Raw genomic sequence first — 25650 nt, forward strand, 5'->3', positions numbered from 1 at the left:
ACAAATGCACACCACCACCGATCTGCACGGGAGACGGCCATGCGCACACACGTGGACCCGCTGCCCTCCTGCGCGATGGCAGCGAGCCAGCTCATCGCGGTGATCAGCGAGCTACCGTGGGCACGCACCACACCACAGCTGCGGCACGGGGACGTACTCTTCCGCCAGGGCGACCTGCTCGACACGATCGCCGTCCCTCTCAACGGGCTTCTCGCCCTTCGGAGCTCCCATCGGGATCGGCGAGCCACGCTGATGCTGCTCCGTCGCGGCACCTTCGTCGACGACAGCCCGCTGACCGGGCCTTCTCGTGCTCGGTTCGATGCGGTTGCCGTGACCGACTCGACGGTGCTGTCCGTACCGGCCGCCGACCTGTGGCACAGACTCGCGGAGTCGCCGCGGTTCACCTACTTGTGGCTGACGGTGACGGCCTGCCGTTTCGCCGAGTACCAGCGTAGGTTGTCGGATCTGCTGGCAGGCGACATCCGCAGCCGAGTGGCCTCGCTGGTACTCCACGAGACCGGCGAAGATTCCTCGACCGCACTGACTCATCAGATGATGGCCGATCTCCTCGGTGTCCAGCGCAGCAGTGTCAGCCGGGCACTGGCCGACCTCGAACGTCGCGGAACTCTCAGCTGCGGGTACGCACACCTGCGCGTGCGCGATCGCCGTGCCCTGGAACGGGCCGCACTCGGCTATGCGACATGCCCGTCCTCGCCGCTGCGTTCGGCGAGTTGATCTCCCATGCCCGCCGAGCCGGAGGGGACCGCGATGAACACCTCGTCGGACAACATCGGCATCCTGCGCCCACGCGAGGGCAGGTTGCTGCGAGGATTGCTGTGGGAGCTGAAGAAGGTCATCGTCGGCTACGACATGGAGAGCGAGGAGATCCTGGTCGCGCTGCTGGCCGGTGGACACTGCCTCATCGAGGGCATGCCCGGCGTGGCCAAGACCATGACCGTCCATACCTTGGCGCGAGCGGTGGACGTCGAGTTCACCCGCATCCAGTTCACCCCGGACCTGGTGCCCTCCGACATCGTCGGCACCCGCATCTACCGCGCCTCCACCGAACGGTTCGACCTCGAACGCGGCCCCATCTTCACCAACTTCGCGCTGGCCGACGAGATCAACCGGGCGCCTGCCAAGGTCCAGTCCGCGCTCCTCGAGGTCATGGCCGAACGGCAGGTCAGCATGGGAGGGCAGACACTCCAGGTGCCGCGACCGTTCCTGGTGCTGGCCACGCAGAACCCCATCGAGACCGAAGGGGTCTATCCCCTTCCGGAAGCACAACGGGACCGGTTCCTGATGAAGGTACTGTTCCACTACCCGGATCTCGCCGCCGAGATCGAGATCGCGCGCCGGATGAGCGCGGGAGTTCCCGCTGTGGAGCGGGTGCTCTCCAGCAGGAAGCTGGTCGAGCTCCAGGACATCGCCGCAGAGGTCTACGTCGATCCCACCGTGCTGGAATACGCAGCGACGGTGGTGATGGCCACCCGCAGGCCGATGGAGTACGGGCTTCCCGACCTGAGCGCATACGTCGCCTGCGGCGCCAGCCCGAGGGCCACACTCGGCCTCATCGCGGCGGCCCGCGCGCTGGCACTGATCCACGGCCGTGGCTACGCGCTCGGTGAGGACGTGCACCGCCTGGCCCACCCGGTGCTACGCCACCGGCTCGTGCTCACCTACCAGGCACTGGCCGACAACGTCGTGGCGGGCGACATCGTCTCCGCCGCGCTGTCCCGCGTCCCGGCGCCCCGCCACAGCAGCCTGCCCACCCCCGCGCCGAGGCCGTCATGACACGAACCCCGCACCCTCGGGAACCGGCCACCCGGAACGCGCTCAAGCGGTTGGAGCTGATGGTCACCCGACGCCTGACCGGAGCGGTCCACGGTGACATCGAGGGGTTCTTCCCCGGCCCCGGCACCGAGACCGGCGACGGGCGCATCTACGTCCCTGGTGACGACGTCCGGCTGATCGACTGGAACCTGACCGCGCGGACCAGCGAGGTGCACGTGCGGGACCCCATCCACGATCACGAGCTGGACGTCTGGCTCGTGGTGGACGCCTCACCGAGCCAGTACTTCGGTACCCGGATCGGGGAGAAACGGGAGCTGGCGATGTTCACCGCTGCCGCGTTCGGATTCGCCGCGAGTAGGCTCGCTAACCGGGTGGGCGGGGTGCTGGTGTTCGACGGGCAGACGACCGTGTTCCCTCCTCGGTCCGGCGAGGCGGGGTTGAACGCGCTGCTGCACTCGATCGCCTCCTCCCCGCGGGGGAGTCCCGCCGGACGGACCGACCTCGCCGGTCCGCTGGCCAGCACCGCCGCCTACACGGTGCGGCGGGGCTTCATCGCGGTCATCTCCGATTTCCTGCTGCAACCGGGGTGGCAGGCCGAGCTCCACCAACTGTCCCAACGGCACACGGTCGTAGCGGTCGAGGTGGTCGATCCACGCGAGCTCGAGCTGGTCGACATCGGCTCCGTGCTGTTGGAAGACCCCGAGACCGGCGAGCAGCTTTGTGTGGACACCTCCGACAGCGCGCTGCGCGAGCGTTACCAGCAGGCAGCCGCCCGCCGCCGCCGCGAGCTGGCGGGCAGCATCACCCGGACCGGAGCCGAGCATCTCCGCGTGGACACCGATGCGGACTGGATCGGACAGATGGTGGATTTCCTGCGCTCCCGCAGGCTCCACCAGCACGGCTACCGGAGGGCGGTGTGGCAGACATGACCTTCCTACGTCCGTGGTGGCTGGTGCTGCTCGGGCTGGTCGCCGCACTGGTCCTCGGCCTTGTGCTGGCGATGCGGCGCAGGTCACGATACGCGATCGCGTTCACCGACACGGAGCTGCTGCGATCGGTAATGCCACGCCGACCGGGCTGGCGCAGGCACCTCCCACCAGCGCTGATGCTGCTGGGGATCACCGCGCTCACCCTCGGGCTGGCCGAGCCGGCCATCCGCACGACAGGTTCCGTTCCGGAACGGCTGGTGGTGCTCGCGGTGGACGTCTCACCGTCGATGATGGCCACCGACGTTCCCCCGACCCGGTTCGAGGTAATGGACGATGCGGTGCGGACCTTCGTGGACGACCTCCCCACCGAGGTGCATCTCGGGCTGGTCAGCTTCGCTGGGACCGCCCGGGTCGAGGTGGCACCGACCCGCGAGCACGAGGCGATCGTCGACGCGATGGAACAGCTCGAGTTCCGCTCCAACACCTCGCTCGCCCAGGCGGTACTGACCTCGCTCACCGCGATCGAGACCGCCGCGAGTCCCGCCGAGCGGCTGCCCGCCAGCATCGTGCTGCTCTCCGACGGCGACAGCAACGTGGAACCGCCGCTGCCAACCGGTATCGAGGCCGCGAGGGACGCAGAGGTGCCGGTGTCCACGATCGCGCTGGGCACACCGGACGGGGTGATCACGTTGAGTGGGGACCGCGTTCCAGTTCCGGTAGCCACCGATGAGCTGAGCAGGTTGGCCGAAGAAACCGGCGGAGCTGCCACCGATGCGGCCAGCCAGGAGGAGCTCCGCACGATCTACGGGGACATCGGCGGCTCATTCGCTGGTCATACCGAGCTGCGCAGCATCGCCGACTGGTTCTTCGTCGCCTCGCTCCTGGGGCTGGTGGCCGCGGGGGCGCTGTCCCTACGGTGGTTCTCCGGGCTTCCGTGACCGAGCATGACCACCCACCACAGGCCTCAGCGGGACCGAACCGGTCTCCGCACGCAACGTCACCTGCCCCGCTCTTCCGGACCTGCCCCCGACCCGCGTGATTCCGGATCCTCGTGCTCCCCCAACAGTTCATCCGAGAACGCGCGCAGCCGCGCGAGCGCATCGCTCGGAGGCCTGCGGCGCCGGGCGACCGCGTCCTTGATCGCCCGGTAGGTCTCAGCTTCCAGGCCGCAGCGCAGGCACTCCTCGAGGTGCCGCGTCACGCGCCGCGCTACCACCTCGTCGATCTCACCGTCCAGGTAGGGCTGCAAGTCGCGCATGGTGCGCCAGCAGCGTAGCGGGGAGCCCGCCCGGCTACGGCTCGCTTCGTTCATGCTTCACCTCGCCGGACACCGATCCCCGTACCGCTCAGGTGCGCACGGACCCGCTTCCGCGCCCGATGCAACCTGCTCATTACCGTGCCTGTGGGAAGCCCGAGTGCCTCGGCGGCCTCCGCGTAGGTCAGTCCCTCGATATCGATCAGTGCCATCACTTCCCGGTAGCGTTCCGGCAGGTCACGGAAAGCCCTCTCCACCTCGGCGTCGAACTGGCCGTCCATGACCGTCCGTTCGGGATCCTCCCGTGTTGCCGGCGCCGCTTCCTGCTGCACATCCTGGTTCGGATCGTCCAGCAGTTGCGGGCGCCGGCGGCGATGACGGTTCCGTTCGGTGTTGCGCAGGATGGTCAGCAACCACGCACGGGGGTACTGACCATCGAAGCTTCCGATCGACCGGTACGCACGCACCAGCGTGTCCTGCACCAGGTCTTCCGCGTCCGCGGGCTGGTTGGTCAGCGTGCGCGCCACCCGGTACAGGATCTCCAGCTCCGGCAGCACGTAGCGTGCGAACGCCTCGCGTTGCGTACGCAGCTCTGTCACCGTCACCTCCGATTCCGGAACCCGGTAGCCTGCCGAACTATTCCCGGAGATGGCATGCGGCAGGAATCACACCGGGTCATATTCACAAGTCGGGTTACCGCCTTATGATTCAGCGTCATGCCGGAAGCCACGACACGGTGGGGACATACGTCGACAACGAGCTTCCCCGTACCTCGACGTCAGCACTGGCCGCGCACCGATCGAGCTGCCCGATCGGCGACGAACGCGCCGCGACGATACGAGCCCTCAAGGGTGCACTCCGCTGTCGCCCACGGTCGTACAGGCCGCACCTCCGCTGACACGGAACTGTCCGTGGGCTGACACATTCGCGATGCGCGAACCGTTTCGTGGTGTTCGGGTCAGTGGCGTGCCGTCCAGGAAAAGCGCGGACCCGAACACGGCGGCACGGGATAGGAGCAGCATGCGCATTCGTTTCGGCAAGGCCGTTCTCGCCGGCCTCGTAGGCACACTGGTGTTCGACATCGCCGGCCTGCTGATGAAACGCGAGTGGTGGGATACCCCCGCGATGCTCGGCACCAACCTCGATCTAGGTCTGGCCGGCGGAGTTCCCGCGCACTACGCGATCGGGATCGTTCTGGCGATCATTTACGCCGGGATCGCACCGTCGCTTTGGGGCCCCGACTGGGTACGGGCCCTGATGTTCATGACTGTCCAGACCGTACTCGGAGTCTGGCTGTTCCTCCAGCCGCTGCTGGGGATGGGCATCGCAGGACTGGAAGCCGGGCCACTTGTCCCGGTGATATCACTCGCAGGCCACTGGGCGTTCGGCCTGGTATTGGCCGTGCTCTACCCGGTGCGACGGAGCGCATCCGCCGAGCAGGTCGCGACCGCGAACCGCTGAGCACCGGCCATCTCCGGTCACCACCCCAACCGAAGACGCTCCACGCCCGCTTCCCGCTTCCACGACACCGAACACCATGCGTCACCTACAGTTTCCGTTCGCACGTCGGCTGCGCCGACCCCCGCCCGGAAACTTGTGAATAACCCTCCGGGTTGGAATACCTCCGATCACCGACCGGGTTACGCAGCCGGTTGTCCCGCCGCTCTCGCGGCGGGACAGGTTCGTCAGATACATGTTCACCAACGGAAGGATCGTCTTGAGGAACTTCACAAGCACCGGTCGTCGATCTCGCGCGACCCGCCTCGTCATCGGCGCCGCCGCTGTGTCACTGGTAGCCGCGGCCTGCGGTACCGAGGACACCGATTCCGACGAGCAGGAGGCGGCCGGTCAGGAGCAACCGCCAGCTACCGAGACCGAGGACGATCCGGGCGCGGCCGGGGCATTGCTGACGCACGTCTCGGAGCACTCGTTCGATGAGACGGTGGAGGGTCTGCAGGAGGCCACCTCCGAGGCCGGGATGATGGTGCTCGGCGACATCAACCAAGCCGGTGCCCTGGAAGCCACCGGCCTCGACCTCGACGGAGCCCACAGCTTCTTCATCGGCAACCCCGAAGCCGGGCAGAACTTCTTCGAGGCCACCCCCGGCATCGGCGCCGTCATCCCCGTCCGCGTACACGTCTGGGCCGACGACGGCGGCACCACCCACGTCAGCTACTTCGACCCCGCACCCCTGTTCACCGCCGTCGACGACGACCTCGCCGAAGGCGGCCAGATGATGTCCGACATCGCAAGCGACATCGCGGGCGCCGTCGAGTGACGATGGCGGCCCATCACGCGGAAGGGGCCGGTGTCACCGGCATCGGTCGGGCTGTCGGGGACCTCACGATCACGGTGCTGGCCATTGTGGCCGCGACCCTCTCCGGCGCCCAGCTCTTCGCTATGGCCACTGCCGCACAGTCCGACTACCAGCAGCTGCTGCTGTCGGTAGGCATACCCGCGTTCGGGCTGTTGGTCCTTGTGACGGTACTGGCCTTGCTGCTGCGCTGGCGGCGTCCATCACGGGCCATCGTGGTGGGCGCCGCCGCGGGGGCTGTTGCCACGGTGCCGCTGGAAGCCGTGCGGATCACCGGGTTCCGGGTATTCGGCTCGATGCCCGGCGATCTACCGACACTGATCGGCATGCGTGCGGCCGACCGCATGATGGCAGGACCGAGCACGTGGTCGACTCTGCTCGGCTACACCGACCATTTCTGGAACGGTGCCGCGTTCGGCATCATCTATGCGCTGCTCCTCGGCGGGTTCCCTCACCGGTGGCGGGCGTGGTCGGGCGCCGTGCTTGGCGGCGGATACGGCGTCGTGCTGGGGATCGGGTTCGCTACCGGACCGGTGCCGCTCGCGCTCGGCGTGGGTGGCGTGTTCGGCACGGTCAGCGTGGTCGCGTTCCACACCACGGTCTACCTGGCGCACCTGGCTTTCGGGCTGACGCTCGGGGCTCTGGTGCACCGTTTCGGCAAAGATCTCGCACCGGCGTGGTCGCCGGTGCTCACCGTGCTGCGGCGCATCCGACTGTCCGGCGGATGACAGTAGGGCCACCTCCGGAAGCATCCACCGTGTTCTCCCGAGCAACACCGCTTCCGGAGGTGGTCACGATGGACGCACTGCTGCGCGAGCTGGGAACGCTGCACCGCGCACGACCGGGTATCGAGTCGACCAGCTCCGAGGTCGCGGCGTGGTACGAGGCCAAGGCTGACGTGTTGTGGCGTATCGCAGCCACCGATACCACCCCTCGACAACTCGCCGACAGGTTCGCCGGGTTGGCCTCGCTCGCCGAGAAGCACGCCGAGCGACTGCGGCATTCCCAGGCGGATGCTCGGACATCCTGAGCAGACGCTGCCGGCAGCGACACCACGACCCACCGGGGCGCCCCGGAGGGCTATTCACAAGTTTTCGGACGGGGGTCGGCATAGCCGACTCGCAGGCGGAAACTGCAGGTAAAGCATGATGTTCGGTCACGTGGACACAGGAAGCGGGCGCGAAGCGCCTCCGATTCGGGTGGTGGTGGGCGACGGGCGGGAGAATAGCCCGACATATGAATAAGCGCGCCGGGCTGTCACCGGACTGACCAACCTCGCGACCGGATCACTCCCCTCGGTGATACTGCTGGGGATCCTTCAGGTATCTATCCTGGTCATAGTCTTGCTCCGGCCAACGGCGCCGCACGTACCCATCACCGCGGTCGCACGCCCAACGGCTGAAGCGTAATGTTCCTTTCGTGTGCGTGCCACGTACCGGTGGCGGCACCGGCTTACCCGAACGGGCAGCAACACGCGATACCGGACCGTCACGCGTCGATGGTCGTGCGGTGTGGCTAGCAGACTTACGAAACTACAACGTCCCTATCGGAGGGTAGTCGTGCGGATCCCCACCAGGACTGGACGCCGGTCTCGTGCGACCGGCCTCGCCATCGGCACCTCGGTCATCGCGCTGGTGGCCGCGGCGTGCGGTACGGAGGAGACCGCAGCCGGGGATCGGGACGCAGGCGATCAGGAACAGGCTGCGGCGAACGACGCCAACGGTGATCCGGATGTGACCACGACCTTGATGACCTACATATCCGATCGGTCGTTCGGTCAGACCGTGGGACGGGTCGGCAGGGCCTCCTCCGAAGCCGGAATGGCGATACTCGGCGCCGTCAACCAGCAAGAAGCCCTCGAAGAACACGGACGCGACCTCGACGGAGCCCACAGCTTCTTCATCGGCGACCCCCAAGACGAACACGACTTCTTCGAGACCACCCCCGCCATCGGCACCGTCATCCCCCTCCGCATGCACATCTGGTCCCACGACGGCACCACCCACATCAGCTACTTCGACCCCGCACCCCTGTTCACCGCCATCGACAACGACCTCACCGACCGCGGCGAAACCATGTCCGAGCTCGCAGCCGAAATCGCCGACGCGGCCACGTGACGCCCGCGTAGCGCGGGATGCGTAACACGCCGGCGTCATACCGGATGAGGTGCGGCTCCGCCGTGCCGATGTGGCATGACGTTCCCGGCGGCGTCGCCGGACGGCACCCGGTCCGCGAGAAAGGATCGGGCGCTCTCCTTGCCGCGCTCGATGAGCTCTCCGGCGCGGGAGAAGTCCACGGGCGAGACGTCGAGCGGGCACGGCAGCGGGAGCACGGTCAGCTCGACATCGGCGGGTACCTGCCCGATGTCGGCGACCAGTCGCTGCTGCACGAGCACGCTGAGCGATTGCAGCACCACCCCCATGGCGCTGCCAGGTACCTCCTCCAGCGCGCACGCATACCCTGCGGACAGCACGTAGATGCGGCGAGCTCCGAGGCGCACCGCGTGGGACAGCGGGGTATTGTTCGTGACGCCACCGTCCACGAGCTTCCTGCCGTCACGCCGTACGGGCGGGAAGACCCCGGGGATCGCGGCGCTGGCGAGGATCGCGCTCACCGTCGACCCCTCGCTCAGCCGCACCTCCTCGCCGCTGAGCACATCGGTGGCGATCACCGAGAACGGGGTCGGCGCCTGGTCGAGGGTGTCGAACTCCACCCATGTCTCGATCAGCTCCCGCAACCCCCTGGCGCTCACCAGGTGGGAGCTCCAGCCGAACACGCCGAACAAGCCGGTCAGCGGATTCACCGGGAAGATGTCCCGGCTGCGCAACGAACGCCAGACCTCGGCCAGCTCCTCAACCGCCGACACCGTGGGTGGACGGGATGCGATGAACGCGCCGTTGATCGCCCCGACCGAAGCCGCGACGATGGTCTCCGGGGCGATCCCGCGCTCGTACAGTGCCTGGAGCATCCCCACCTGCACAGCACCCGCCGTCCCACCGCCGGAGAGAACGAACGTCACCGGTCCACTGTCGTCCCGAGTCGCTGCCGCCATCGCTGCCTCCTTCCGGTCACCGGGAACAACCCGAACGGCTCGCGACCGGTACCGGAACTGTCACCGCCCTGACACCGTTAGGGCAGGCTCGCCTGCGGCACGCCGACCACGAGCGTCACCACGTAGTCGCTCGGTGTGCCGGGCGGAAAGCCGAGCTGCGCGGGATCGGCGGGGTCCGGTTCGGGACGCAGGCAGACCGCAGCGATCCCGACCCCGCTGACGCGGTAGCTGAACACCGAGATCTCCGAGCTGCCCGTCATCCGGTCTGAGTTGGGCAACGTGTCGGTGTCGAGCAGCTCGACATCGGCGCGTAGCGGCAGCAGCGACGTCGGCACCAGATCGGCCACCGGGCTCGGCTCGCAGTCCCGCCCGTGCTCCGGGACCCATTCGACCGGGTCACTGGGCAGCTGCACCTGGATGTGCGCCCCGGACGGCACTGTTTGTGGCACCCAGGTGTTGTTCCACCACGGGAGGTTGTCCCGGTGTTGCTGGGTGAGGATGTAGGCCTCATCGGACTCCAGGGGTTGCCCCGGAAGCCCGTCTTGGGTATCACCGGTCGCCGTGACCAGTACGACGGCTCCCATTCCCGCGACAAGTGCGATGCGTGAGCCCATCTCAGGTCACCTCCCCTTCCGGGGAGATCAGCACGTTGCCCATCATGCCGTTGTCCTCGTGCGGCAGAATGTGGCAGTGGTAGACGGTCTTGCCCGTGATGTCGGGGCGGAAGTAGGTCCGCATGGTCACCTCCCCCTTCGGGGGCAGCCGGAAGACATCCCACCAGATGCTCGGATCGGTCTCCCACGACGAATCACCCGGCGGGATGCCCTTCACGTCGACGATGCGGAACGGGTTCACGTGGATGTGGAACGGGTGCTGGAAGACGTCCTCGTTGACCAGCCGCCACTCCTCGACGGTGCCCGCTTCGACCTCCTGGTCGATCCGGTCGTGCCGGTAAAGCTGGTCGTCGATGAAGAAGCGCACGCCCGCGCCGTCGTGGCCCGAGATGTCCCCGCTGAACACCAACGTGCGCCGTCGCGTGACCGGTAAGTCCGGCACGGCGGGCGCGTCGACAAGCTCCCTGGGGATACGCCCCCCGGCAGTCGCGCCGTCGATCACCAGCGTGCCCAGCTGTACCGCCGGCCGCGCCCCACCCGGGTGTCCCTGGTCGTAGCGGCGGGCCACCACCGGATACCGGCCCGGATCTCCCGCGGTGATGATGAACTCGGCGCGGTTACCGGCGCTGAGCATCACCGAGTCCACCCGTTTGGGTCGCTCGAACGGGATCCCGTCCTGGCCGATCTTGTACAGCTCGTGTCCGTCGGCCTGCAACCAGACGGCGCGGTGCGGCGACGCGTTGAGCACACGCCACCGTTGCGCCTCGCCGGGGCGCATGTCGATCTCCGGGACCAGCTGGCCGTTGAGCGTGAAGGTCATGGTGGTCGGCACGGCGGGAACGGAGGTGAACGGCACCTGGCCGCCTGAGGGCAGCACCATCGCGGTGGGGACCTCGCCGTCCTCGTTGAGCCACAGCTCGTTGATCACCATGGTGCGCTCGCGCATGTCGGCGATCTCGGGCACCCGGTCGATGTCGCCCTCCACGATCATCGGCCCGGACAGTCCGGCCCAGCCCTGATGCGAGGTCGAGCCGTGGAAGTGCGGGTGGTACCAGTGCAACCCGGCCGGCTGATCGTCCGGGATGTCGTAGACGTACTGGTGCCGCTGGCCGGGGTCGATGCGCAGGAAGACGTTGTCCGCACGGCCCTCAGGGGAGACCTGCAGCCCGTGGGTGTGGATGTTCGTGGCCACCGAGGTCTGCGCCAACGTCTCGCCCTCGGCGAGGTGTCCAGCCGCGTGCGGCAGGCACTCCAACGGCCCTCCTGGGGAGTCCTCCCCCGGAGGCGGGGCGCACAGCGGTGGTGGCCCGTTCGGCGGGATCCCCATCGGGTGCATGTTGTTGCGCAGCAGCAGCCGCACTTGCTCACCGGGTCGGAAGCGCAGGATCGGGCCGGGCATCGTGCCGTTGTAGGTATCCACCGTGATCACGCGGTCCCCGACCTCGACCCGCTCGGCGGCCATGTTCAGCTGATGATCGAGGACGCCACCGCTGCTGCGCACCTCAGGCAGGTCGCGCAGCGGCTCGCCCTCGACCCCGCTCACCGGGCCGCTCGACGGCGACGCCGCCGAGCGCGGCACCACGAGCCCGCCCATCACGGCCAGCCCGGCGTTCTTCAGTACTGTCCTGCGGTCCACCTCACCCACTCCTTCGAGCCGCCTGGCAGTGCGTCTGCGTGCGCTTCCACGCGTACGTGACCATCCCGGTAACCTGCGGCGACGGCCGTGCATGCCACGTTCGCACCAGAATCACCCCTCCGGGTGGCCGATCAACCAGAGCACGGCCTCGGCGACGACCTCCGGTGCCTCGATCTGCGGGTAATGCCCCAGCTCCGGCAGCTCCACCACCGGCGCGGACGGACGTAGCTGTCGCAGCCCTGCCAACACGTCGGTGGTGGCCACCGGGTCCTGGAGTCCCCACAGGAAGCTGACCGGTTGGTCCCAGTGCCGGATCGCGCCGTGCCAGCGGTGGGCGTACACCGCCCGCTCGCGGACGTACCGGCACAGCAGGTGAAGGATCCGGTGGCCGTTCTGCCGGGCGAGCAGCGCCCACTGTGCCTCGGCTTCGGTGCGGCCCAGCGGGTGCTCGGCGGAGAACAGCCTGCCGAACTGCCGCACGAACATCGGGCGGTTGGTCAGCCGAGCCACCAGCGGCCCCAGCGGGCTCAGCAACGCGCGCTGTGCAGGGCGCAGGCTGGCCCGCTCGATGATGATGCCGCCGTTGGATAGCACCACCCCTGACAGGTCGAAACCGAGTTCACCATCACGGTCGCGCGCCATGAGCTCGGTCGCCACCGAGGTCCCCATATCGTGTGCCACGAGGTACACCGGTTCCTCGGAGTACCGCGCGAGTACCCACTCGACGACATCGGCGTGTTCGAAGAGCGTGTACCCGTGCGGGCGCGGCTTGTCGGAAAGCCCGAACCCGGGGAAATCCAGCGTCAACGTCGCACGGCCCGCGAGCCGATCGAGCACACCACGGAAGTCGTACCCACTACTCGGGTACCCGTGCAGGAACACCAGGCGCGGGCCCCTGCCCTCGGTGCCTTCGGTCGCGCGGACGAACACCCGCCCCTGGGGAACCGTCACCCACTGGCCGCCGCTGTGCCACTCGGCAACCGCCTGCTTCCCGGTCCGTGCCATCCCGCGAGCCTAAAGCCCGGTCCGGCCCGGCACCGGTGCCTGCTGTCATGCCGCTGACACTGTGCGAGCGAAACCCGGACAGGGAATGCTGGGATGGCCGGTAGACAACAGGGAAGGGACGGTGCTCGGGTGAGGCCACCATCGGACATGGTTGAACAGACAGCGCAGCAGCGGGTGGGAGAGACCGTGCGGCAGCGCCTTCCGGTGTGGCGCACCGGCCTCGCCGGTGGGCTGGTCGGCATCCTGTGCTGCGTCGGGCCGACCGTGCTGGCGCTGCTCGGCGTGGTCAGCGCGGGAACCGCGTTCGTGTGGGCCACCGAGCTCTACGACGGCTACGCCTGGTGGTTCCGGCTGGCAGGGCTGGCGGTGCTGGCGCTGCTGGTGTGGCTGAGCCTGCGCCGCCGCGACCAGTGCAGCGTCGCGGGCCTGCGCCGCTGGCGGTGGCGCCTGGCGGGGACGCTCGCCGTGGCCGTCGGCACCTATGTCGCGTTGTACGCGCTCACCACGTGGTTGGGGACCTTCGCATGAGCACCGACGAAACCGGTGGCGCGGACAGCGCCATGAACGATACGGGCGTCGCCGTCGAGTTCTACTGGCGACCCGGCTGCCCGTTCTGCACGCTGCTGCGCACCGCCCTGCGCCGCGCCAAGCTCCCGATGCGCGAAGTCAACATCTGGCGCGACCCCGCCGCCGCTGCCCGGGTGCGCGCAGCCACCGGCGGTGACGAGACCGTTCCCACCGTGTTCGTCGGTGAACGTGCGATGGTCAACCCCGGCGCCCGCACGGTCCTCGAGGTCGTGCGGGAGGAGGCACCCGAGCTGTTGCCGCCACGATCGGCACGCGGCAGGCGCCGGTGGTGGCCGCGGCGGTGACGGCACGCGGTTCCGCCGTTCCCGCCGGGCCAGGGGTCAGTGGTTCATCCCGGCCCGCAGCGCATGCACCGGAAGCATGAGTTCGACCTCCCCCGCCTCGGCGAAGGTCAGCCGCACCGGCACGGTGCGGCCTTCGCTGGTGGCGTTCATCGCCCCGAACAGCATGAGGTGCAGCTCACCGGGGGCGAGCGAGATCGGTTCCCGAGCCGACACCGGAACCGGGAATGCCAGTTCGGAGTCCTCACGGCGCGGGTCGTGCAGCGCCGCGCCGTGCGCGAGCTCGCTGGAAGCCGACAGCAGGGTGTCGCTGCCGCTGGCCACGCCGATCTCCCCGAACACCGCTGCCGCCTCCGGATCGTGCATCCCGCGCTTGGCGTACAGCCCGTGCAGCCGGATGTCGCCGACGTGCTGGTCGACGAGCGGGTCGTCGGCCACGCCCTCGTTGTGCCTGTCGACCAGCGCGGTGTCGCCGGAACGTGCCGCCAGCCGCGCCACCGGCACCCCACCGACGAGGTGCTCGTCGACCACGGTCTCGATCACTTCGGCATCGACGTTCGGGTACCACGCGCCTTCCGGGTAAACCAGCGTGACCGGCGCCATGGTGCACGGTCCGAGGCAGCCTGCCCTGGTCACCAACGCCTTGTCCGCACCGCGGTCCACACCGGCTCGAGCCACCGCGCTGCGCATGCCGTCCAGCGCCTCCCACGCCCCGGCGGCCACACAGCGGGGGCCGACACAGACCAGGACGTGTCGCCGGTGCACCGGTACGCGCGCGCTGCCGGGCCGGTACCGCATCGGCCGTACTGATGTGGCAACGTCCTCGGCCTCGTGGGCGGTACGCACCGAGTCGCGCACGGCGCGGTCGACATGCTCACCGGACTCCATCGGTGGACCGAACCGCACCCGGGGCGGCTGATCCAGCTCGCCGAGCCACTGGCTGATCGCGCGCGGCAGCCACGCCTTGATGTTCCTGTCGAACGGGACGAACGCCGGTATCACGAGGATGTCGACCTCCCCCTCGGCGGCCAGTGCCAGCAGCACGTCCTGCAGCCCCGGCGCGGTCATCTCGAGGAAGGCCACCTCGGCCCGGCCGGTAACGCCCTCGTCGAGCAGCGATTCGGCGGTGCGTTGCAGTGCCGCTCGCTGCTCACCCTTCGGCATCCCCCTGCCGAGTAGTACCACCACAGGAGAGTGTGTCATCCCCAGACCTCCTGATGTGTGGCGATCATCGGGAGCACGGCGCGGTACCCGCGCCGATCCCGCTCATCGGCCTGCTGAAAGCAGCCGCCCGGCAGGTCAGCGCCCGCGAGGGAGGATCGGCCGAGGCAAGCGCTGGTGGCCAACGCGTCCTCCGCCTGCTCCTTGACGCTGCTCCGTAGCCGGGACAGGTCGCTGACGGTCTCGGTCATGGTGAACCTCCTCGGTACGGTCAGGTGTACTGCACCGCGATGCGGAGCTCGTCGGAGTCCGGTGTGGACACGCGCATCCGCCGCATCGGCAGGCCGTACAGCTCGGAGAGTGCCTCCTCGGTGAGGACCTTCTCCGGCTTGCCGACACGCAGGTCGCGTGGCGCGGCGAGCAGCGCGGCGCGGGTGGCCACGGCGAGTGCGTGGTCGGGTTGGTGGGTGGAGAACAGCACGCCGTAGCCGTCCGTGGCCAGCTCGATGAGCAGGCGCAACACCACACCCTGATTAGCCAGGTCGAGGGCTGCCGTGGGCTCGTCGAGCAGCAACAGCCTGGCCTCCGAGGCCATAGCGCGCGCGATCAGCACCAGCTGTTGCTCGCCCCCCGACAGGCTGGGAAACGGCCGCTCGGCCAGCTCGGACAGGCCGGTGGCAGCCAGCGCCTCGGCCGCGCGTTCCCGGTCGGTCGGCCCCGGGCTGGTCAGCGGCCCGAGGTGGCGCGCCCTTCCCATGAGCACCATGTCGAACACCGAGAAGCCGAACGTCACCTGCGTGGCCTGCGGGACGAACCCGACGGTCTCCGCTGCGACGGCCGACCCTTCGGTGAACGGTTGCAGCCGAGCCGCCCCGCGCAGCAGGGTTGACTTGCCGCGACCGTTCGGGGCCAGCAACGCCACGATCTCCCCGGTGTCGACACGGAGGTCGAGCTCGCGGAACAGGAAGTCACTGTGGCCGTAACGGTGACCGACACCGTGCAGCTCAAGCATCGTTCCACCCCCGTGCCTGGGTCCGTCTCAGGACCACGAAGAAGATCGGCGCGCCGACCAGCGCGGTCAGTACCCCGAGCGGGATCTCGGAGGCGGTGAGGGTGCGCGCCGCGGTGTCCATGACCGTGAGGTACGCGGCGCCGAGGAAGACGCAGGCAGGGATCAGCACCCGGTTGTCCGGACCGAGCATCATGCGGACGATGTGCGGGATCACCAACCCCACCCAGGTGATGACACCGCCAACAGCCACGGTTCCGGCGACCACGACGGCCGCAGAACACAGCAACACCCAGCGCAGCACCGCAGGCTCGACGCCGAGCGCCCGTGCGTCATCGTCGCCGAGCGCCAGGATGTTGATGCGCCATCGCAACACCAGCATCGTCGCCACACCGGCCAGCACCGGCAGCGCCGCGATGGCGACCTTGTCCCACGTGGCCGTCGCCAAGCTCCCGAGGAGCCAGAATACGATGCTCGGCAGGTTCTCCTCCGGATCGGCGAGGTAGGTGACCCCGGAGACCAGTGCGGCGAAGAAGCCGCCGACCACGATGCCCGCGAGGATCAGCATCAGTACCGTGCGGCGTCCGTGCACCTTGCTGAGCACCATCGCCGCGATCAGCGCAAGGAAACCGAACGCGAACGCCCCACCGACCAGCAGCACCGAGCTTGCCCCAAGTAACAGCGCCAGCGCCCCACCGAACGACGCTCCCGACTGGACACCCAGGATCTGCGGGGAGACCAGCGGGTTCCGCAGCACACCCTGTAGTACCGCACCAGCGCAGGCCAGGCCCGCTCCGACCAGCATGGACAGCAACACGCGCGGCGCCCGGACCGCCTCGACGATCTGTTGCTCGGTGCCGCTCCAGCCTGCCTCCAGCGGCACGATCTGGCTCGCCAGGATCCGCACCACAACGTCCGGCGGGATCGCCAATCGACCGAAACCGAGCGCGAGCACCCCGGCACCAATCGCGGCCACGGCCAGCCAGACCATGACCGTCGCGGTAGACAAGCGCCCGAGTCGCCGTGTGGACCCGGCCCAGCTCGCGGTGGTCTCCGGTGTCCGGACCACCGGTTACTCCCGCAGGACGCGGTCGTAGCCCGCGGTACCGGCGTTGAGCTCGGCCCGCAGGATCTCGCGGATCTGCTCATCACTGACCGCCTGCTGGTCGTACAGGAAGTCGTAGTGCTCCCGGATTTGCTCCGGCAGGTCCACATCGATCCCGTCCGGGTGCAGTAGCTGCGCGAGCCACTGCCACATCAGCGGTGATTCGTGACTCGGTGGGTCCCAGCGGTAGCCACCCAGCGGTACCTGGTACACGCGGCGCTCGGTGACCGCGGTGAGTTCCCGCCAGGCCGGGTGTTCGGCGACGTCGTCGACGGTCGCATCGTCGAAGCTGCCCACCAGGATGACGTCCGGGTCCCACGCGGCGACCTGCTCCGGCTCGACGACGTGCCGCCCGGTGATCTCGGCGGCCGCGTTCGTGCCGCCTGCCAGCTCGATGTAGAAGTCGTTGTAGGTGTCCGACCCGGACACCCGGAGCTCCTCGGCCATGCGGTGGAAGTACAGCACCGACGGCCGCTGCTCCGGCGGGTCGAGTTCCGCCAGCTCGCGGCGCACCTCGTCGTGCCAGTCGAGGATCCGCTCGGCCCGGTCATCCTCGCCGATGGCGGCACCGACCATCTTGAGGGCGGCTTCGAGCTCGTCCTGGGTCGACGAGGTCAGCGCGGCGGTGGTCAGGCCCGCGTTCTCCAGTGGTCTGACGATCTCGTCGCCACGGTCGGACCATTGCAGCACCAGGTCCGGATCGAGCCCGGCGACGGTCTCGATGTTCGGCGCGAACGACTCGTCGGTGATGTCGCTGGGGATCTCTGAAGCCTCGGGAAAGAACTCGCCGAGGATGCCGTCCTCGATCGCCTTCGCCGAGCTCGGATTCATGCCTGCCAGACGGTCGGTACCGCCGTCCAGCGCGATCACCATCGCGGCGTGCGGGATCGGAATGGTCACGATCCGCGACGCCGGCTCGTCCAGGGTCAGCTGAGTACCGCGTAGATCGGTGAAGGTGACTCCCCCACCCGTACCGGCGTCACCGTCGCGTTGCGATGCGTCGCTCGCACATGCGGCGATGAGTAGTACTGAACACGCGGAAACGGCCGACAGAGAGTGTCGTAACGACACGGATACCGCATCCTTCCACTCATCTGTCGAGTCGGATGCTTTTCGACGACGTGGCGTCGACGAAGAGCCCCTCCTCGAGAGCTGCATTCGTCCCACCCGCGCAGGCGACCTGGCTCGTCCCCTCGGGGACTCACAGTTGCGGGACAGCGCCGGATTCACACCGGACTTCGCTGCACGCGTGGCTGGGCCAGGCTAGCAGCTCACCGCACGACGGTCGTCACCGTCGTGGGCATGCTCACGGTGTCACCGCGCCGACAGTCGGTGGTGGAGGTTCGGCTGAGTGGCCGACACTGGAACCACGTGCGAGCGCACCCCGTCCCAGGGTGCGACACAGGGAGGGTGCGTGGTGCAGGAATACGATCTCGTGGTACTCGGCGGCGGAGCCGCCGGACTCGCCGCCGCGTCGACCGGCGTGCGGCAGGGTGCGACCACATTGCTGGTCACGGAATCACCACCGGGCGGGGACTGCACGTTCACCGGGTGCGTGCCGTCGAAAACGGTGATCGAGGCGGCCGCGGCCGGGTTGCCGTTCGGCAGGGCCATGGCCAGGGCCCGGGAGGTGGTGGCGCGGATCGGGGCGACCGAGGACGAAAGCGTGCTGCGGGCACGCGGCATCGACGTGATGCGGGGGCACGCCCGGCTGCTCTCCCGCGACCGCATCCAGGTGGGAACGCGCGTGGTGCGCGCCCCGCGGATGGTGCTCGCCACGGGCAGCGCCCCGATGGTGCCGCCGATCGGCAACCTGGCGGACGTGCCGGTACTGACCACCGACACGGTGTTCGACCTGGAAGCCGCTCCGGACTCGCTGGCCATCCTCGGTGGCGGGGCGAACGGGTGCGAGCTCGCCCAGGCCTTCGCACGGCTCGGCATTCCGGTATCCCTTGTGGAGTCCGAGGGCACGTTGCTTCCCGGAACGGACCCGGATGTCTCGGCGCTGATCGGCGAGTCGCTGGCCGCGGACGGGGTGGACGTGCGGGTGGACGCGCCGGTGTCCTCGGTGCACGGCGATGGCCAGGAGATCACTCTGACGGCCGGCTCCGCGACACTCTCGGCGCAGCGCCTCCTGGTCACCACTGGGCGCGCCCCGGTGACCGCGGACCTCGGGCTGGACGCCGCGGGCGTAGCTACCGACCATCGCGGGTTCGTCGTGGTGGACCGCCACCTGCGCACCACCGTGCCCGGCATCACCGCGGCGGGCGACGTGACAGGCCTCTCCGGGCACACCCACGCCGCGTATGCGATGGGGCGCGTCGCGGCGACGGCGGCGCTGCGACGTACCAGGAAGCCGGTGTTCGGCACCGGCGCGATCCCGGAGGTGGTGTTCACCACGCCCGAGGTCGCCACCGTGGGCACGTTCGAACACGACGTCACCGATCACCGGGTGCGGGTGGCCTACCTACCGATGGCCGAGGTCGACCGGGCGGTGACCGCGGGCGCCACCACGGGGTTCGTCAAGCTCATCGCCGGCCCACGGCGCGGTCTCGGACGGCTCGGCGGCGGCAAGCTGCTCGGCGCCACCGTGGTCGCCGAACGCGCGGGCGAGCTGATCAGCGAGGCGACACTGGCGATCGACACCGGCATGTTCACCGGCAGGCTCGCCCAGACCATCCACCCCTACCCCACCTGGTCGATCGCGCTGCAGCAAGCCGCCGCCCAGTTCTTCGGCAGTCACGGCGGCCGCACCGCCCGCCGCGCAGGTGGGTGAGGGGGTGCGAGCCGAAGGACTCCCTGGGTACACACGATGCACCCAAGAGGCCCTTCGGCTCAGGCCCTGCGCACGACCGGATGGAGCCGAAGGGACCCTTGGGTACCACATACGCACCCGCGGAGTCCTTCGGCTCGCACCCCACCCAGGTATCCTGCCGGAAGCAGTGTCGGTGACAACCGACCACAGGCGAGCACAGGCGACGACGCCCGGCAAGGAGAGAGCATGGCCACGCGGGTTCCCAAGGAAGGCTCCGAAGCTCGTTACCTGCACCGATTCCCCGCGTTCGAGGAGTTGACGCAGTCGGAGGTCAACGCGATCGTGCGGGCGAGCACGCGCGCGAGCCTGCCCGCGAACTGGGCCCTGATCCACGAGCAGACGCCAGGGGATGCCTGCTACATTCTGCTGTCGGGCATCGTCGGGATCTACTCCGGGCAGGATCTGGTGGCCGAGCTCGGGCCAGGCGATGTGGTCGGGGAGATGGCACTGCGGCACGGGCGACTGCGTTCGGCGACCGTGTCGACACGAGAGCCGGTTGAGCTGCTGCGCATCGACGGTGGCGACCTCGATCGGCTGCTGGAGCGGGTCCCCGCGTTCCGCCGGGTGCTCGACACAACCGGCCGGGACGGCGACACGGCCGGCGCCTGAGACGGCGCGGCGGTAGTACCACCGGCGGGTCACCCGGGCTTTTCCGCCACCAGCAGCGCGTAACCGATCACCCCATCGGACACCGCCTCGCGCGCCAGCGCGCAACTGCGCAGCACCGCATCGACGTCGACCCCGGCCCGGTGGAGCTGCCCGAAGGAGGTCATGCGCAGCAGCCGGATACGAGCATCGATCTGCTCGACCATCCGCCGGATCGCGTCGTCGTGACGCTCGGTGTGCACCACGGCCAGCCCCGCCTGCGCCAGGATCTCCCGGTAGCCCTCCGGCGACCGGGCATCGGCGAGGCAGGCCACCCAGGCCCCGAGCGTGGCCAACTCGTCACCAAGCTCGCCCCCGGAGACGGTGACGTCGCTGATCCCGACCCGGCCGCCCGGCCGCAGCACCCGCGCGAACTCGGTGGCCGCGCTCGGCTTGTCCGGGAAGGTACACAGCGCGCACTCGCACATCACCACGTCGAAGGTGGCGCCGGGCAGCGGCAGGCTCTCGGCGTCACCGGCATGGAAACGCACCTTCGCCCGCAGGCCGGCGCGCTCGGTCTCGTCGCGGGCGGTACGCAGTGCGTCCTCGCCGAGCTCCACTCCGTCGACGGTGACGTCGTAGTCGGCGGCCAGCATGCGCGCGCTGCTCCCCCGCCCGGAGGCCACATCCACCACCCGGTGTCCCGAGCGCAGGCCGGTACGCTCAGCCAGCCGCCTGCTCAGCTGCAACCCGCCCGGGTGGTACGACTCGCCGAGCACCATGGCGACGGCGTCGTTGCCGTACGCCGCGGCGCAACACGCCTTGAGCTCCTCAGCGTTGATCATCGGACCTCACTTTCGAACCGTACGGCGAGTCGACGATCACCGGCCGCAGCTCGCGCGCGTTCGGCACCACCCCGTCGACCCGGACACCGGACATCTGCTCGCGCACCTGCTCGCGGTAGCCGACCGAGTTGTAAGCACAGAACGGGATCATGCGCCCATCCGGGGTGATCTCCTCGACGCAGCACTTCATGAGCTGCTTGACGTTGAGCGTGTACGGATCCTGGAAGTCCTGCACGACGATCATGAATGCCCGGTCGGTCAGCTCGGCAACGGCGCCAGGGAGGTTCACGCCGCAGGCGTCGGCGCAGTCCAACGCGTCGGCGGCCGCCCGCAGCTTCTCTTCGGTGACCTCGGTGCCCATGAACGCCGAGGCACTCCACAGCTTCTCCAACGCCTCGCGGATCGCGTAGTCGGGAACGACCCGGTTGGAGACGTAGTCGAGATACTCCCCGACATCGAGCAGCCTGGGGATGGGCACGATCCCGAAATCCGGATCGCCTGGCTTGCCCTCGGTGAGCAGGTAGGTCACCGACCGGCAGGTCGGGAAGCAGCACGGCACCGGGAAGAAGTCGTCGGTGCGCAACCAGTCGGGGCGCTGCTCGGCGAGCAGCCGCATCACGTCCGGGTTCGTCAGCCGGGTCAGCGGGTCGAACTCGACGTGCCTGCCCGAATGGGTCACCGGTTGGAACGACACCGACCGCACGGCGGGATGGCGCAGCCCGAACTCCACGATGTCACCGATCTCGTGCTCGTTGAGCCCGCGCTCGACCGCGGCGACCAGTGTGACCGGCAGCCCGACGTCGGCGCAGTTGTCCAGCGCCCGCTGTTTGATCTCGCGGAGGTCCCGGCCGCGGATCGCCCGATGGGTCTGCTCGGTCAACCCGTCGAACTGGAGGTAGATGTTCACCGACCGCCCGGGGACACGGTGGCGCTCGGCGAGCGCTGCGACGAATCGGAGATCGCTTGCCAGCCGGATCCCGTTGGTGTTGAGGGTGACGTTGCGGATCGGCCTGGCCTGCGCCAGGTCGATGAAATCCAGGATCTCCTTGTGAATCGTGGGCTCCCCGCCGGAGAACATCACCACCTCCGCCTCGCCCTCCGAGGCGACGAAGGTGTCCAGCATCAGCTCGCACTGTTCCCGGGTTATGGAGTACCCGCCCGCTCCATTCTCCGGCGCGTGGTTCCCGGAGTCCGCGAAACAGATCGGACAGTCCAGATTGCATCCGGTGTTCACCTCGATGATGCCGAGGCACGCGTGCTGCTTGTGCTCCGGGCAGAGGCCGCAGTCCAGCGGGCACCCCTCGTTCACCTCGGTCTGGAAGGTCAGCGGTACCGTGCCCGGCTTGTTGAAGCGGGAGGAGGACAGGTAGGCCTCGGCGTCCGAGTACGTCAACGCTTCGAACCAGCCGTGGTGGGCGCAGCGTTTCCTGAGGTAGACCTTGCCGTCACGGATGTTGACCTGGGCATCTACCGGCACCTTGCAGACCGGGCAGATGCTTTTCGTAAACTCGACGAACACCTCGTCCCGGTCCCGCTTGCCGCCGTCCTGCTGGATCGAGCGTTCGGCGCTGCTCACTGATGACCTCCCCGTATGGCGTCCTGTCGTGCTACACCAGCCCAGCAGAGCACGCCCGGGAGCGCGCCAACACTGTCGGCGTGCCGACAGTGCCTGCCAAGGAAGCTGTCATCATCGACGGCATGACAACTCCCGGCCCGATCGTGCCCGACGGTGGCGGCTACCGCCATTCGTACGAGATCACGTCCCCGGCACGCGTGGTGCACGTGTCCGGGCAAATCCCGGTGGCCCCGGACGGCACCGCTCCGGCGACCTTCGGCTCGCAATGCCGTCAGGCATGGGCCAACCTCGCCGCTGCCCTCGCCCACCACGGCATGCAGCTGTCCGATGTGGTGAAGCTGACCACCTTCCTGGCGGATCGGAGCTACCGCGAGGAGAACGCCACCATCCGCCGCGAGATCCTCGGTGACCACGCTCCCGCCCTCACGGTGATCATCACCGGCATCTACGAAGAGGAGTGGCTGCTCGAAATCGAGGCGGTCGCCGCGCGCGAGCTCCCGTAGTCCGCGGCACCCGCGGGGTCAGGTGCGAGCCGAAGGGCCCCTTCAGTACACATCCTGTACCGGAGGAGTCCTTCGGCTCGCACCCCCACACGGTCAGCCGTACCGGTGGGCACCCGGCCTAGTTCAACGTGAACAGCGGCCCGGTGATGGTCAGCCCGAGATCGTCGACGGCGGCGAAGAGCGCGAACGCCATCAACGCCGCGCCTGCCAGGCCGGTGTTCTTCATGAAGTGGACCATCTCGCCCTGCCGTGCCTGCGGATCCGTCTCCTGCCAGAACGCGTGCATCAGCGCGGCCGACAGCACGACGTGGACGAGCAGTAGCAGCGCGCCGAGGTCGGCCCAGATCCCCAGCAACACGAGCAGACCACCGACGATGATCCACACGCCGGAGACCGGTACCACCACCTTCGCCAGCGGCACTCCCCGTGACGTCGCGTAGCCCGTCATGGCGTTGGCCTGCGCCAGGTGATTGATGCCGGAGCCGATGAACAGCGCGGCGAACAGTATGCGGCCGATGAGGACGACAACGTCCATCACGCACCTCCTCATGGTGTCGTTACGTCGACCCGCGACGATGCCGACCTCTCCATGGTGGACCCGGCGCGGGCGCGGGGAAAGCCCCCATCCCCCGACCGGCGCCGTCGCTTGCCCTACCCGTTCGGTTCAGCGACGCAGCGCACGGCTTCCTGCGCACCGCACGGCAACGCCGGGCCGAGGTCGCCGCTGTCGATCGGCTGCAGCGGCACCGTCAGCCTGCTTGGATGTTCGCTCGAGTGATGGACGGTGTTGATGCTCGGCGCCGTGGTCGGCACGTAGGCGTAGACGCTGTCGAGCGCCGGTGGCGCGCTGACCTTCACCATCAGCCGGTGCCCCGGTCGGAGCACGTGCCCCACGGGGAAGACCTCGATCACGTACTCCTCGACCTCACCCGGTGTGATCGGCTGCGGGTTCGTGTGTGGACGCCACGGGCGATACAGCACGTCACCGTCGTAGTCACTCCTGGTGTCATCGATCGACCGGTGGCTGGCCTTGAGCAGCCCCCGCTGCAGGTAGCTACGGCTACCGTCCGGAGCTTCGTCGATGAGCTGGACGAACAGCTCAGTGTCCACGCCCGTACTCGACAGGTGCAACGTGGCTGTCATCGGCCCCACCAGGGCGGTCGGCTCGTCCACCGGTTCGGTCCGGTAGGTCAGCTCGTCCGGCGCGTCCGCGGTGGACAACGGCGCCCCGACCGCGGGACCCAGGTGGTACGACCACGCCTGCCGCCGTGTTCCTGACAGGTACGTGGACGTGCCCTCCGAGCCCGGCGCCGCCTGTCCCGGCGTCAGCGAGCCGTCGGCACCGAGGTGGAAGTCGGTCCAGTCGGTGTTTTCCAGCGGGAACTCCGTGCTGTCGATGCGGCCGTTGGAGGTCAGTTCGCCGTCCCCGTCGCGATGTGTCTCCAGCAGCGTGGTCACCGAGGTCCGGCCCACTCCGGCTGGTCCGAACTCCGGTGTCCGTTCGACGCCGGTGAAATGGTCGATCCAGGCAACGCGATCGCGCCACACCTCGGGTCCCGCAGCCGCCGGGTTCTGGGTCGCGTGATCGCCGTTGGTCAGCAACATGCGTTTGGGCACCCCGTCGACCTTCTCCCACAGGTGCGGCGCGCCGCGAGGTCCGGTCTGCTCATCCTGGTAGGCGTGGGTAATGTGCACCGGGACCTCGATCCGGTCCGCATAGGTCACACTGGACCGCGTGCGATACCACTCGCTGTCGGTCTGATTGAGGCCCTGCAACAGCGGATCGTCCAGCACCGTTCGCCGTTTGGTGAGCTGGTTGGTGGCGCACCGCTGCTGCCGCTCGGCGAACTCCTCGTCGGATTCGGCGAACAGCAGCCCGGGAAGCACTCCCCCGCCGAGGTCCATCGCGGGCCGCAAGCCGCCTGCCCAGAGCAGCGGGAATCCGTAGTTGACCACTCCACCTGGGTAGACGATGCCCCGGTACAGGTCGTCGATCAGCCCGGACACGGTGATCGCGCGAAGGTGCTCCGGTTGTGCCGAGGCCACCATGAACCCGGTGATGCCCCCGTAGGAATGCCCCATGATGGCCACATCACCGTTGGACCATGGCTGCTGCGCGATCCACTCGTCGATGATGTAGCGCCCGTCCTCGGCGGTCTGGTAACTGAACAGATCGAACTCACCGCCCGAGCACCCGGTACCGCGGATCGAGGCGTGGATGGTCACGTAGTCCTCGTTGAACCGTTCCGTCAGCTGCCTGCTGCCCTCGATCGGGCTGTCCTCGGAGGCCGACCCCCCGTCGTAGCCGGACATCTCGAACACCGTCGGGTAGGTCCGGTCTTCCTGGTAGTCGTCCGGCAGCCGCACGTTCAGCGCGATCTCCACGCCATCCGGCATCGTCACGTACGTGTTCGGCGCCGCGGCCGCCTGCGGTGCCCCGTGCACGACGAGCAACGCGGCGAGCAGCCCGATCACCGCCCCGAGGGCGGGTACCAGCTCCACGGCACGCCGTCTCCTTCCCGGTACACGGGATCGGGCTTCGCCTGCCATCGTGACCTCCCAGCTGACCGCACCGTGCCGCCG

Annotated in this window: 29 protein-coding genes and 1 riboswitch; of the genes, 14 read left to right on the plus strand and 15 right to left on the minus strand. The window is 68.6% G+C overall.

Going from position 1 to position 25650, the window contains the following annotated elements; genetic code table 11:
• Positions 1-39: 39 nt before the first annotated feature.
• The 4 genes from F8178_RS14260 to F8178_RS14275 are packed head-to-tail and all read left to right on the plus strand — an operon-like array spanning position 40 to position 3661.
• Positions 40-735 carry a Crp/Fnr family transcriptional regulator gene (locus F8178_RS14260; RefSeq protein WP_317495264.1) on the plus strand — a complete coding sequence of 232 codons (696 nt, stop codon included), beginning with the start codon at positions 40-42 and terminating at the stop codon, positions 733-735.
• 33 nt (positions 736-768) lie between these two features.
• Positions 769-1794: an AAA family ATPase gene (locus F8178_RS14265; RefSeq protein ID WP_317495265.1), complete on the plus strand. Its 1026-nt coding sequence runs from the start codon at positions 769-771 to the stop codon at positions 1792-1794.
• Entirely contained in the window at positions 1791-2723 is a 933-nt protein-coding gene (locus F8178_RS14270; protein ID WP_317495266.1) for a DUF58 domain-containing protein, read from the plus strand. The genes F8178_RS14265 and F8178_RS14270 overlap by 4 nt, the downstream gene beginning before the upstream one ends.
• Entirely contained in the window at positions 2720-3661 is a 942-nt protein-coding gene (locus tag F8178_RS14275; protein ID WP_317495267.1) for a VWA domain-containing protein, read from the plus strand. The genes F8178_RS14270 and F8178_RS14275 overlap by 4 nt, the downstream gene beginning before the upstream one ends.
• Before the next feature lie 59 nt (positions 3662-3720).
• Here F8178_RS14275 and F8178_RS14280 read toward each other — a convergent pair whose 3' ends face one another.
• Both F8178_RS14280 and F8178_RS14285 read right to left on the minus strand, forming a co-directional pair.
• A complete protein-coding gene (locus tag F8178_RS14280) occupies positions 3721-4035 on the minus strand; it encodes a zf-HC2 domain-containing protein (protein WP_317495268.1) in 315 nt (104 codons plus the stop codon).
• Entirely contained in the window at positions 4032-4577 is a 546-nt protein-coding gene (locus F8178_RS14285) for a sigma-70 family RNA polymerase sigma factor (RefSeq protein WP_317495269.1), read from the minus strand. The genes F8178_RS14280 and F8178_RS14285 overlap by 4 nt, the downstream gene beginning before the upstream one ends.
• Positions 4578-4908: 331 nt before the next feature.
• On the opposite strand from F8178_RS14285, the gene F8178_RS14290 reads away from it, so the two are divergent.
• The 5 genes from F8178_RS14290 (at position 4909) to F8178_RS14310 (ending at position 8409) form a co-directional block, all read left to right on the plus strand.
• Positions 4909-5439 (plus strand): hypothetical protein, encoded by a 531-nt coding sequence (locus tag F8178_RS14290; protein WP_317495270.1) that lies wholly within the window; start codon positions 4909-4911, stop codon positions 5437-5439.
• Between the two features lie 256 nt (positions 5440-5695).
• Positions 5696-6256 carry a DUF302 domain-containing protein gene (locus tag F8178_RS14295; protein WP_317495271.1) on the plus strand — a complete coding sequence of 187 codons (561 nt, stop codon included), beginning with the start codon at positions 5696-5698 and terminating at the stop codon, positions 6254-6256.
• 2 nt (positions 6257-6258) lie between these two features.
• A complete protein-coding gene (locus F8178_RS14300; RefSeq protein ID WP_317495272.1) occupies positions 6259-7020 on the plus strand; it encodes a hypothetical protein in 762 nt (253 codons plus the stop codon).
• A gap of 68 nt (positions 7021-7088) precedes the next feature.
• Positions 7089-7322 (plus strand): hypothetical protein, encoded by a 234-nt coding sequence (locus F8178_RS14305; RefSeq protein ID WP_317495273.1) that lies wholly within the window; start codon positions 7089-7091, stop codon positions 7320-7322.
• Between the two features lie 529 nt (positions 7323-7851).
• Positions 7852-8409, plus strand: coding sequence for a DUF302 domain-containing protein (locus F8178_RS14310; RefSeq protein ID WP_317495274.1), 558 nt, complete (start codon positions 7852-7854; stop codon positions 8407-8409).
• Positions 8410-8444: 35 nt separating this feature from the next.
• Here the strand turns inward: F8178_RS14310 and F8178_RS14315 are convergent, their stop codons facing one another.
• The 4 genes from F8178_RS14315 to F8178_RS14330 form a co-directional block, all read right to left on the minus strand.
• Positions 8445-9344 carry a patatin-like phospholipase family protein gene (locus F8178_RS14315; RefSeq protein WP_317495275.1) on the minus strand — a complete coding sequence of 300 codons (900 nt, stop codon included), beginning with the start codon at positions 9342-9344 and terminating at the stop codon, positions 8445-8447.
• A gap of 77 nt (positions 9345-9421) precedes the next feature.
• On the minus strand, positions 9422-9958 hold the full coding sequence (locus F8178_RS14320; protein WP_317495276.1) for a hypothetical protein: 537 nt from the start codon (positions 9956-9958) through the stop codon (positions 9422-9424).
• 1 nt (position 9959) lies between these two features.
• Entirely contained in the window at positions 9960-11594 is a 1635-nt protein-coding gene (locus tag F8178_RS14325; RefSeq protein ID WP_317495277.1) for a multicopper oxidase domain-containing protein, read from the minus strand.
• A 111-nt stretch (positions 11595-11705) separates the two neighbouring features.
• Positions 11706-12599: an alpha/beta hydrolase gene (locus tag F8178_RS14330; protein WP_317495278.1), complete on the minus strand. Its 894-nt coding sequence runs from the start codon at positions 12597-12599 to the stop codon at positions 11706-11708.
• A 147-nt stretch (positions 12600-12746) separates the two neighbouring features.
• Between F8178_RS14330 and F8178_RS14335 the strand changes: the two genes are divergently transcribed.
• Together F8178_RS14335 and F8178_RS14340 are read left to right on the plus strand one after the other, a co-directional pair.
• Positions 12747-13127: a hypothetical protein gene (locus F8178_RS14335; RefSeq protein ID WP_317495279.1), complete on the plus strand. Its 381-nt coding sequence runs from the start codon at positions 12747-12749 to the stop codon at positions 13125-13127.
• On the plus strand, positions 13124-13471 hold the full coding sequence (locus F8178_RS14340) for a glutaredoxin domain-containing protein (RefSeq protein ID WP_317495280.1): 348 nt from the start codon (positions 13124-13126) through the stop codon (positions 13469-13471). Before F8178_RS14335 ends, F8178_RS14340 begins: the two co-directional genes overlap by 4 nt.
• A 36-nt stretch (positions 13472-13507) precedes the next feature.
• On the opposite strand, the gene F8178_RS14345 is transcribed toward F8178_RS14340, so the two are convergent.
• Genes F8178_RS14345 through F8178_RS14365 form a run of 5 tightly spaced genes read right to left on the minus strand, consistent with a single transcriptional unit; the run spans position 13508 to position 17643 of the window.
• Positions 13508-14671: a copper chaperone PCu(A)C gene (locus F8178_RS14345; protein ID WP_317495281.1), complete on the minus strand. Its 1164-nt coding sequence runs from the start codon at positions 14669-14671 to the stop codon at positions 13508-13510.
• On the minus strand, positions 14668-14880 hold the full coding sequence (locus F8178_RS14350) for a hypothetical protein (protein ID WP_317495282.1): 213 nt from the start codon (positions 14878-14880) through the stop codon (positions 14668-14670). Before F8178_RS14350 ends, F8178_RS14345 begins: the two co-directional genes overlap by 4 nt.
• A 20-nt stretch (positions 14881-14900) precedes the next feature.
• Complete coding sequence (locus tag F8178_RS14355) at positions 14901-15641, minus strand: ABC transporter ATP-binding protein (RefSeq protein ID WP_317495283.1); 741 nt, start codon at positions 15639-15641, stop codon at positions 14901-14903.
• Positions 15634-16707 carry an iron ABC transporter permease gene (locus F8178_RS14360; RefSeq protein WP_317495284.1) on the minus strand — a complete coding sequence of 358 codons (1074 nt, stop codon included), beginning with the start codon at positions 16705-16707 and terminating at the stop codon, positions 15634-15636. The genes F8178_RS14355 and F8178_RS14360 overlap by 8 nt, the downstream gene beginning before the upstream one ends.
• 3 nt (positions 16708-16710) lie before the next feature.
• The gene (locus F8178_RS14365; protein WP_317495285.1) at positions 16711-17643 is read right to left on the minus strand and encodes an ABC transporter substrate-binding protein; all 933 of its coding nucleotides are present in this window, start codon (positions 17641-17643) and stop codon (positions 16711-16713) included.
• A 256-nt stretch (positions 17644-17899) separates the two neighbouring features.
• Positions 17900-18026, minus strand: a riboswitch (cobalamin riboswitch).
• Positions 18027-18157: 131 nt separating this feature from the next.
• On the opposite strand from F8178_RS14365, the gene F8178_RS14370 reads away from it, so the two are divergent.
• The gene (locus tag F8178_RS14370) at positions 18158-19519 is read left to right on the plus strand and encodes an FAD-dependent oxidoreductase (protein WP_317495286.1); all 1362 of its coding nucleotides are present in this window, start codon (positions 18158-18160) and stop codon (positions 19517-19519) included.
• Positions 19520-19744: 225 nt separating this feature from the next.
• Positions 19745-20167, plus strand: coding sequence for a cyclic nucleotide-binding domain-containing protein (locus tag F8178_RS14375; protein ID WP_317495287.1), 423 nt, complete (start codon positions 19745-19747; stop codon positions 20165-20167).
• 29 nt (positions 20168-20196) lie between these two features.
• Here the strand turns inward: F8178_RS14375 and F8178_RS14380 are convergent, their stop codons facing one another.
• On the minus strand, positions 20197-20988 hold the full coding sequence (locus F8178_RS14380) for a methyltransferase domain-containing protein (protein WP_317495288.1): 792 nt from the start codon (positions 20986-20988) through the stop codon (positions 20197-20199).
• Positions 20975-22564 (minus strand): radical SAM protein, encoded by a 1590-nt coding sequence (locus tag F8178_RS14385; protein WP_317495289.1) that lies wholly within the window; start codon positions 22562-22564, stop codon positions 20975-20977. Before F8178_RS14385 ends, F8178_RS14380 begins: the two co-directional genes overlap by 14 nt.
• A gap of 80 nt (positions 22565-22644) precedes the next feature.
• Between F8178_RS14385 and F8178_RS14390 the strand changes: the two genes are divergently transcribed.
• Positions 22645-23067: a RidA family protein gene (locus F8178_RS14390; RefSeq protein WP_317495290.1), complete on the plus strand. Its 423-nt coding sequence runs from the start codon at positions 22645-22647 to the stop codon at positions 23065-23067.
• 118 nt (positions 23068-23185) lie between these two features.
• On the opposite strand, the gene F8178_RS14395 is transcribed toward F8178_RS14390, so the two are convergent.
• Together F8178_RS14395 and F8178_RS14400 are read right to left on the minus strand one after the other, a co-directional pair.
• Complete coding sequence (locus F8178_RS14395; protein WP_317495291.1) at positions 23186-23602, minus strand: DoxX family protein; 417 nt, start codon at positions 23600-23602, stop codon at positions 23186-23188.
• Positions 23603-23718: 116 nt separating this feature from the next.
• Positions 23719-25569, minus strand: a complete 1851-nt coding sequence (locus tag F8178_RS14400; RefSeq protein WP_317495292.1) for a CocE/NonD family hydrolase — start codon at positions 25567-25569, stop codon at positions 23719-23721.
• Between the last annotated feature and the right edge of the window lie 81 nt (positions 25570-25650).

This window comes from Haloechinothrix sp. LS1_15, from assembly GCF_033042135.1.
Lineage (GTDB): Bacteria > Actinomycetota > Actinomycetes > Mycobacteriales > Pseudonocardiaceae > Haloechinothrix.